The sequence below is a fragment of the Skermanella sp. genome, from assembly GCF_059503625.1.
Genome location: NZ_JCACHA010001056.1, coordinates 1 through 5,805 on the forward strand (window position 1 = coordinate 1; position 5,805 = coordinate 5,805).

Consider the following 5,805-nt stretch of genomic DNA (forward strand, 5'->3'; position numbering starts at 1 on the left):
TGTCGGCATTCGGGAGCTGCCCCTGTGATCCGGATGGCTGTGTGCTCCAGACCCTATTCCTGATGTCGAAGACGATCCGTACGGGTGTCTGCGCGGCTACGGCCCAGTAGCGGGCACGTGCCAGTGCTTCCCCCAGTTCCCGGACGGCGGCACGTTCCGAGTGACTCTCCACCCACACCCCGCCGAGGCGCAACGCCGCCAGCATGGCCAGACCGATGATCGTGATGACCACGAGCATCTCGATCAGGGTAAAGCCGGCGGCACGTTCCATCAGCGCCCCTGACAGCCGGTGCCCGTAAGGCCCGGCATGGTGTTGAGCCGGGGGATCACCAGCTGCCGATGTCCTGGTTCTCTCCGGTCCCGCCGGCGGCATTGTCGGCGCCCAGCGAGAACACCTCGACCTCGGCATGTTCGCCAGGGGTGCGGTACTGGAATTCCCGGCCCCAGGGATCCTTGATCATGTCGGGCTTGCGCAGGTAGGGGCCGTTCCAGCGCTGCGCGCCGTTAGGCCGCTGCACCAGGGCCCGCAGTCCATCCTGGGCAGCCGGATAGCTGCCGGTATCGAGCCGGTACATATCGAGCGTGGTCGAGATGTTCTGGATCTGCAGTTTGGCCGCGTCAACCTTGGCGCCGCTCAGGTATCGCGCGACCGCCGGGGCCGTCACCGAGGCCAGCAGTCCCAAAATGACAAGAACGACCAGCAGCTCGAGAAGCGTGAAGCCAGCGGGCGCCGCGGGGCGCTTCCGGCCTGCTCCGCGGTTGCCGGCCTGGTGGCGGGCGTTTGTCATGACTTCCTCCAGCACATTGGAAAGGACCGGCAGCATAACTCCGCTGGCGAGCCGGACCTGAAGTGATGACGGATAGCAAGGATAGTTATTCCGTTGTGAAGCGAATTATTCATGCTGGCTGGCCGATTTCGAAGAGGCCGTGAGCGGCGGTCAGGCGATCTGGAAATGGCGTCTGACTTTGTCGGTCAGCGTGTCGAGTTCCGCGTCACTGAGGGCGCCCACGATGATGTAGAGATGTCCGCCGGCGTCCCAGGCCACTGCGTTCATCCCGTGCCCCGGATCATAGTGGGTGGGCGGACTTTTCGGCTGGTCCGAGTGCGTGATGCACAGCGCGATCGGCTGCCGGCCGGGGGATGTATAGAGCAGTTCAGCGATCGGCTTGTCCCCCTCCGCCAGCAGACGGCCGCCCTCGAATACCCAGCCCTCACTCGTCAAGTTGGGAACTGTCAGCGTCCGGCCGATCCGCGAACCCAGCCACTCCTCGATATGGTCCTTGCGGGATGCTGGGACCTCCGCCAGATGCTCCGTCTCCTGCGCGTAGACCGAATGGTAGGCTGCAACGTCCGCCATGAAGTCGGCCCGATCAGCCCCGCCCCTGGTGATGATGAAGCCGACGCCGGCCAGAAAAAGAATCACGGCTGCGGCAGCTGCGGCGCTCCCGGTCCAGGAGCGGCGTGGCAGGTAATCTTTCTCTGGGCGGACCTGCAGGTGGACGACATTATCCGCTTGTTCAGGCTCGGAAAAGGCAAGCCGCAGCAGTGCCGCGGTGTCGCGGAAAACCTTCACCTTGGACTGCGCCTCAGCGTCCCGGGCGATCAGGGATTCCACCTGCCGGCGGGTTTCCTCGGATAGTTCACCGTCCACGTAGGCGACAAGGATTTCATCGGTCAGGTGGATCATGATATTTCCGTGCGGGATCCGTCACCGGGCTCGCATCTGTCAGTTGGCGGCATGACATTTTAAGAGGCTTCGTCACCCCTGCCGCACCGTGGCCGCTCGCCGGCACTTGCGGATCTGCTGAAACCGCTGCCCGGACCCAGGCGGTCTCAGGAATCAACCGGTCTTTCCGTCCGCCTGGGGCGCTTCACCATCGTTTGACTGGCGCAGCTTTTCCGCCAGTGCCAGACGGGCTCGGCTCAAGCGGCTCGCCAGAACCCCTGCCGGAATGCACAGAACGCCGGCCGCCTCCTGATAGCTCAGTCCGTCAACGCAGACAAGCATCAGAACCGCTCTTTGTTCCACCGGCAGGCGAGCCATTTCCAATCGGACACGGGTCAGGTTGGGCGGTTCGGAGACGCTATGCCCTCCGCCCTTGCCGGCGATCTCGCCATCAGTCTCCAGGGGATCAGGATATTTCGTGGGCATGCTGCGGTTCTCGTCGACCCAGGCGTTGTGGATCACACGATACATCCAGTTTTCCAGTCGCGCCACCTTGTCGGGTGTTTCCGGAGTCCTGAGGAAGCGCTCACATGCCCGCTGCACCAGATTATCCGCGTCATCCCGCGATCCCGTAAGTGTATGCGCAAATCTCTGCATCTTGGGCAGAATGGACACCAATTTTTCTTTCACGGTCCCGCCATTTTCGTCAAGTCTCCTCCAAGGGTCACGATACTGCACGAGGTGCCTCAGGGGATCCTATCCGGAGCAAACGAAACTTGAAGAAATATTATAAAAAGAAACCACAATCTGCTAGTTGCTTATTCCGGCTATGTCTGGAAAGGTATAGCCAGCTTATGCTACATATCGCTTTTATGCGGATCCTATCTACAATAAAGAGAGTGATCTTTCGGTTGTCATTTCTACGGCACAGCCATCCTGCTTGAAAGCAAGTATTTGGTTGCGGGGTTGACATCAGGTGCCTGCTATCCTGTTGCTGTCCGCATTCGGAGAGCAGCCAACGCTGTTTATCGATAGTCTACTTTCGACTTGAACGGCTGCATAGACACTCATAGGCTATCCGGTATGATGATCGAAGCGCATGAGCCGCAGTGCGTATCCATTGACTGAAACGAGGCGGCCGTCCGCTTCCGCCCCAGATGTCATGGAAATCCTTCTGATCGAACAAGTGTTACACTAAATCCTGTCCGGAGGAGAACAAATGGACCTTCAGGGGATCTATAGCGTCCTGCTCACCACAGATCTTGCGGCGGCCGAACGCTGGTATACGAAGCTGCTCGGGCGCGGACCGGATTTTCGGCCGATGGCCTCGATGGTGCAGTGGGAGTTCTTCGATCAGGGCGGAGTAGTGCTTTCAACCGACAGTGTGATAGCCGACAGGGGTGTCGTGTTCCTTGTTGTTGATGATGTGGCGGCCGAGCGCCGTAGATTGAACGACCTGGGGATTGTGCTCGGGGACGACATTGAGGGCGATTACTCCACGCTGGCGCAGGTGCGTGATCCCGACGGCAACCTGCTCACGCTGGCGACGCCACCCTCACGGCCTTATCCGCCTGCATAACCGCGCCGGCAGAGCGCCCTTCATGCGCGAAGCGGGCTGGATTTGCCAAGCAATTTGACCGATGCTCAGTGTGCAGTATTGGAGCGGCGACTCACTCCTGCCTCACATTCGGGGCGGCCGCGCAAATGGCCTAGGCGGCGGATTGGCGAGGCGATCCGAACCCGAACAGAACTCCTGCGCTTAATCCGCTGTTTGGATTTCCAGATCCATCTCTCCTCTGCCGATGCCGGCAGGGATGCTGATTCTGTAGATGCGAAGGTTAAGGCAAATAAATGCTGCCCTGAGTGATCCGGTCTGGCTCCGCAAGCGTATTTAGATGGGGTAGATGGACGGTCATTGCGGAGCGCATGGTCATGACGGTTCTGCAAGATCGGTGGCTTCAACATCTGAACGTAATGCGGGGGAACAGCGGCTATGAAATGGCATGAGGCAGAGCCGACCCTGATGATCGCCAAGCCCTGCCCGTTGCACCTGTCACACCTTCAGTTTTCCACCTCACGCCCAAGTCGTGCGAGAGCCGAACCTCGTTCTCGCCCAGGCTTGTATACACCCCAGGAAGTGCCGCCTGTAGATTATACGGCGGCTAGGATGAGCAAGCACTGTCGTCCGCTGCCTTCGGGAATGCCGATCGAACAAGCGTGCAGCTCAACTGCATCATCTCTGCGATCTGGCGGGCCTCTGAGCTGGATTTCAGAAGCGTTTCCACATAGCGGCGACCTGCCTCATCCAGTTCTCCATCGACGTAGGCCATGATCAGGCATTCATCGGGAATATCATGTGGAATACTGCTGCTCTGCTCGCCACTGACCAGTTTAAGCATGAACCTTCTCCGGAGAATCGGGCAAAACCCGTCTCATCATACATTTGTAACGCAGAGCTGTCTGTTTCAATCTTTCAAGAAACAAACGCGAAAATTTTTATATAGTTTGAGGCGTGACTGACTTCTCTTTCCATGACGCTTTCAGGTACCTAAACCTACCCACCGTCGACTTCGATTTTTCTCACGGTTCGGTCGATCGGAGAGGCGATCGGCATGCAAACCGGCGCCCAACGGCGCACAGCGGTACTCCGCAATGCCATATTTTGCATCTAGAGAAGACGGTACTGCCTGTAACATTGATAGTCATGTAGGCTCACATTTTCAGTAGATAGTTGTGAGAAAACTAAACCATTTTGTGCCTTCAGGACAGCTACGATGATCCGCCCATATCGCTCCTGAAGCGGCGGGCTAGTGCCGGAGACTTTGGGGTACGGTACTGGTCAATTCGGTCCATCTTTCCTTCCTCGGGCTCGCCAACGCTCGGTCACTCTCTTATGACGATCCAGAGACCGGTATATTCCCGTTGATTTTGCGCACCATGGATCCCGGTCTTGTGAAAGATGAGCCGGGGCTGCCTGGACCGATCGGCTGGTAGCGAGTGGCCGCAACATCGGATCTCCTATCGAATGCCGATGCTGGAAGGCATGTTGCTGCTGGCGGAATGAAAGAAGGCCCGCGATCCGGTCAGACCGCGGGCCAGCCAAGTGTTATCGGCGCTCGACCGCTGCCGTGGCTGTGTAGGTCTTGCCGGAGACCGTGTATCTTGCCAGCACATCCGCCGGACACTGCTGCGTCACGCCTTTGATTTCGGCCTTGAACCGGTAAACTCCCTTGCCCGGGTCAGAGACATCGGCGGTCACCGTGGCGGTGCCGTACTGCACCGAACCCGCACCGTTGAGGAGGGTGACGGTGCCGCTGGTCGGTGTCGTGGCGCCCCGGACATCCCACTCGAGCCGGTCGGCGGCGCGCTGCCGGCACTCGGCGCGAAGGATGCTCACCCGCGGCGTCTGGCTGGCGTCATCGCCGGTCGCAGTTGCGGAGTAGGCGTAGAAGGTGCCCGGACCCGTGCCAGCAGGGCTTGGCACATGATACCCGGCCACAACGATGTCGGCACCGACCGGCACGGAAGCCGGCGGTATTTCGAACCCGGCCGCGTTCTTCGTCTTCTGGCCCGGCATACGGGCATCATAGGCAACCGGTGCCGTTCCCGGGGCGGGAGGCGTGTCGGGGTAGGGCCTGGCTGTCGGAGATGAGGGCAGTAGAATGACCGGCTTGCCCTCGACCTCGAAGCCGGTCGCGTCGTTCTTCGTCACGGTGCCGATCAGGTGATGCTCGGCTGGTTCGACGAAGAGCTGCTGGGCATACAGGCCGGTTGCATCCCGCGTTCCCGTGACAATGGCTTTGCCGTTGAGAAAGCCAGGCTCGGCCCGACCCGGCAAGGCGGGGCCGTTCGCCAGATCCTCGTATTTCAGCTTGGCTGTCGGGGATGCTAATTTGGTTTCCGGCAGGATTTTGACGGTAAGACCCATGACCTTGACCGTCGTGGCGCCGTTCTCGGCGGTCGCGGCCTCGAGCGGGCCCTCGATCTCGAGCACTCCCTGCTTGGAGCTTTGCGCCAGGGCGGATGAGGCGCAGAACAGAAGGGCGGTCGTCACGAAGAGTGTGGAGCGAAGAATGCGCATGGAAACAGTTCTTCTTTTTCGCAGGGTGGAAATGAAGTGCGACGCACAGGTCAGGAC

General features: G+C 59.8%; 7 protein-coding genes and 1 pseudogene. 2 read left to right on the forward strand and 6 right to left on the reverse strand.

What is annotated here, in order from left to right:
• The 4 genes from AC5JJ6_RS38265 to AC5JJ6_RS38280 form a co-directional block, all read right to left on the reverse strand.
• Positions 1-271 (reverse strand): pilus assembly FimT family protein (locus AC5JJ6_RS38265; protein WP_496047063.1); only part of this gene is annotated, 271 nt, incomplete at its 3' end.
• A gap of 55 nt (positions 272-326) precedes the next feature.
• Positions 327-824: a type II secretion system major pseudopilin GspG gene (gene gspG, locus AC5JJ6_RS38270; protein ID WP_496047064.1), complete on the reverse strand. Its 498-nt coding sequence runs from the start codon at positions 822-824 to the stop codon at positions 327-329.
• Between the two features lie 114 nt (positions 825-938).
• Entirely contained in the window at positions 939-1,688 is a 750-nt protein-coding gene (locus tag AC5JJ6_RS38275) for an anti-sigma factor family protein (RefSeq protein ID WP_496047065.1), read from the reverse strand.
• 153 nt (positions 1,689-1,841) lie between these two features.
• Positions 1,842-2,357, reverse strand: coding sequence for an RNA polymerase sigma factor (locus tag AC5JJ6_RS38280; RefSeq protein WP_496047066.1), 516 nt, complete (start codon positions 2,355-2,357; stop codon positions 1,842-1,844).
• Positions 2,358-2,886: 529 nt separating this feature from the next.
• On the opposite strand from AC5JJ6_RS38280, the gene AC5JJ6_RS38285 reads away from it, so the two are divergent.
• Positions 2,887-3,246: a VOC family protein gene (locus AC5JJ6_RS38285; RefSeq protein WP_496047067.1), complete on the forward strand. Its 360-nt coding sequence runs from the start codon at positions 2,887-2,889 to the stop codon at positions 3,244-3,246.
• 36 nt (positions 3,247-3,282) lie between these two features.
• Positions 3,283-3,399 (forward strand): annotated as a pseudogene (locus tag AC5JJ6_RS38290) (IS5/IS1182 family transposase); the annotation flags it as partial.
• A gap of 430 nt (positions 3,400-3,829) precedes the next feature.
• Here the strand turns inward: AC5JJ6_RS38290 and AC5JJ6_RS38295 are convergent.
• Both AC5JJ6_RS38295 and AC5JJ6_RS38300 read right to left on the reverse strand, forming a co-directional pair.
• On the reverse strand, positions 3,830-4,066 hold the full coding sequence (locus AC5JJ6_RS38295; protein ID WP_044437459.1) for an anti-sigma factor: 237 nt from the start codon (positions 4,064-4,066) through the stop codon (positions 3,830-3,832).
• A 707-nt stretch (positions 4,067-4,773) separates the two neighbouring features.
• A complete protein-coding gene (locus tag AC5JJ6_RS38300; protein WP_496047068.1) occupies positions 4,774-5,748 on the reverse strand; it encodes a hypothetical protein in 975 nt (324 codons plus the stop codon).
• Positions 5,749-5,805: the final 57 nt, after the last annotated feature.